Annotated in this window: 4 protein-coding genes; all 4 read left to right on the plus strand. The window is 48.7% G+C overall.

Annotated features, from left to right (window positions below; all coding sequences use genetic code 11):
* The coding region (locus NSCA4_RS15770; protein ID WP_016687499.1) for a hypothetical protein at nt 1-227 on the plus strand (227 nt) is incomplete at its 5' end.
* Nucleotides 228-355: 128 nt separating this feature from the next.
* Nucleotides 356-907 carry a TrbM/KikA/MpfK family conjugal transfer protein gene (locus tag NSCA4_RS0107150; protein ID WP_016687500.1) on the plus strand — a complete coding sequence of 184 codons (552 nt, stop codon included), beginning with the start codon at nt 356-358 and terminating at the stop codon, nt 905-907.
* Between the two features lie 209 nt (nt 908-1,116).
* Entirely contained in the window at nt 1,117-1,881 is a 765-nt protein-coding gene (locus tag NSCA4_RS0107155) for a P-loop NTPase family protein (RefSeq protein WP_016687501.1), read from the plus strand.
* Nucleotides 1,882-1,953: 72 nt separating this feature from the next.
* A partial coding sequence (locus NSCA4_RS12955) for a hypothetical protein (protein ID WP_255265288.1) occupies nt 1,954-2,248 on the plus strand: 295 nt, incomplete at its 3' end.

Below are 2,248 nucleotides of genomic sequence, written 5' to 3' on the forward strand. Positions count from 1 at the left end.
AAGGTCGTCTGAAAACGTTTCAGACGACCTTCACTTCATTTAAAAGCGAAAGGAAGCAACATGAAAAAATCCGCAAGCCCGTCAAACAGATCGTCATCGGGACATATCAAAGCATGAGAGCCGCTGCACAGCAGGTTGACCTGCTGATGAAGGGCAATGGTGATTTATGTGTGAACATTGTCCAAGAAGGAAGAAAGTTTCAAGTTCGGACGGTCGTATGGCAATAAAAAAGCCGCTTTCTTTCAAAGGCGGCTTTGGGAGAATTATATAATCTCGTAGGGGTACGCAGATTATCCTTTTTTTCTTCCATTATTTCAATACCCGCTGTTCGGCGGAAATTTAAAAAGGTGTGTGTATGAATAAATCTTTGGGTTTGCTGGCTGCCGCCATGCTGGGGGCTGCTCCTGCGGCTTTTGCCGACGATGTACTGACGGGCGATACTCGCTTGGCGTGCGAGGCGGTTTTGTGTCTGTCTTCGGGCGATCGTCCGAGTGAGTGTACGGCTTCAATTAAGCGGTATTTTTCGATCCGACACAAGAAATTGGGCGATACGCTCAAGGCGCGGCGAAATTTTCTCAAAATGTGTCCGGCAAGTTCGGAAAACGCTGAAATGGCGGGTTTGACAGACGCGATTGCTGAGGGCGCGGGTCGCTGCGACGCGCAGGAACTGAACCGCATGATGCGCTATACGAAGTTGGAAAAGGTTTGCGAACAAAAGACCAAATACAGCTTGGGACGTAAATATGTTGTCGAGGACAACTGCCAAACGGTCAAGAAAACCTACATTCGCCCAGACAAGCCGGGTTATTGCAAGGCTTATTTCGATCACGGCTGGACGACGGCGGGAGATAAAGTACGCTACGTCGGCGAAGAACGAAATGGCGGACGCTGGGTTGATGTCCGTTAGATTATCTCGGTTGTTATTTCCTCCTGTGTTCGGGCAAGCCCTTTCCTGATGTCCGACACGCTCTTTCCCTGCGGGCAACTCCTGTCCGCAGGGCTTTTTACAGACCAAAGTCCGTTTGAAAAGCGGATTTTGATGTGTAAAAAATCCAAACGGCCGCAAAAACGGTATTTTTTATAATGAAACGACAATCAGGAAAGGTTGGAACAAATATGCAAGAAGTAAATTTGATAGTTCAGAGTAAAGGCGGATGTGGCAAAACGTTTTGCTGTGCCTCATACGCGCAATATGTGGCGGCAAGGGCTGCTAATCAGGTAGAAGTACACTGCTACGATACCGATACCAGCAACCGTACGTTGAGCCGGTACAAACCGTTGCACGTCCAAGTAATCAACATCCTGACACGGGACAATAACGTGGATATTCGTAATTTTGACGGACTGGTTGAGCAGTTCTTGGAAAAAGACGGTATAGGTATTGTCGATACTGGTTCCAACACTTTTATTCCACTGATGTCGTATATCGCTGAAAATAACATCGCCGAACTGCTGCGGGAATCAGGTGTGCGCCTGATTCTTCATGTGCCGATTGAAGGCGGACAGGCACAGGTTGACTGCATCGAAAGTTTGGGACGGATTTTGAACGACGTCGATGCTGAAGTAGTAGTTTGGTTAAACGAGTTCCACGGCGCAGTGGAGAATGCTGGCAAACCGTTCGAACAGTTCGGTGTTTACCAAAAGCACAAAGACCGCATTATCGGTATTGTACGTGTGGAAAAACGTAATCCCGACACGTACGGCAAAGACATTGAACAAATGACCAAACTGCATCTGACTTTTGATGAGGTGGATGCTACGACAGAAATGACTTTTATGCCCAAACAGCGACTCCGGAACGTGAAGCGCGATATTTTCGCCAAACTGGAAAGCCTGCCGGTGATGGCAAATGCTTTGAATGGTGGGGAAGATGGAAAATAAGGCATCTGAAGTTATTGCTGAAGTGTTCAGACGCTCCGGAACAAGGCTGCGGAAGACGATCCAATCGTAGTAATGTTGCTAATGCAGGAACAGTCTATCCGTCAAGCCTTTGACACCTTTGCGGAGCAGCAAGCAGAAGAGAGGCTGGCATTTTTGGAGGAGCTGGAAGTCCGAGAAGGCAACATTACCGCTGCCGCCGCCAAGCTGGAAAAGTACCGGGAGCAACTGCTGGCAGAGCTGGCGCAGTATGCCAACGGACAGATTGCCGAGGCCGAACAAAAAATCTATGTTTCGGTATCCCAACGTATCGCCCGTGATACGGAAGAAGCCAACGGACGGCTGGTCAAAAGGCTGGAACGACTGGTCG

Origin of the sequence: Neisseria sicca 4320, from assembly GCF_000193735.1 — a bacterium.
Taxonomy (GTDB): Bacteria; Pseudomonadota; Gammaproteobacteria; order Burkholderiales; family Neisseriaceae; genus Neisseria; species Neisseria sicca_E.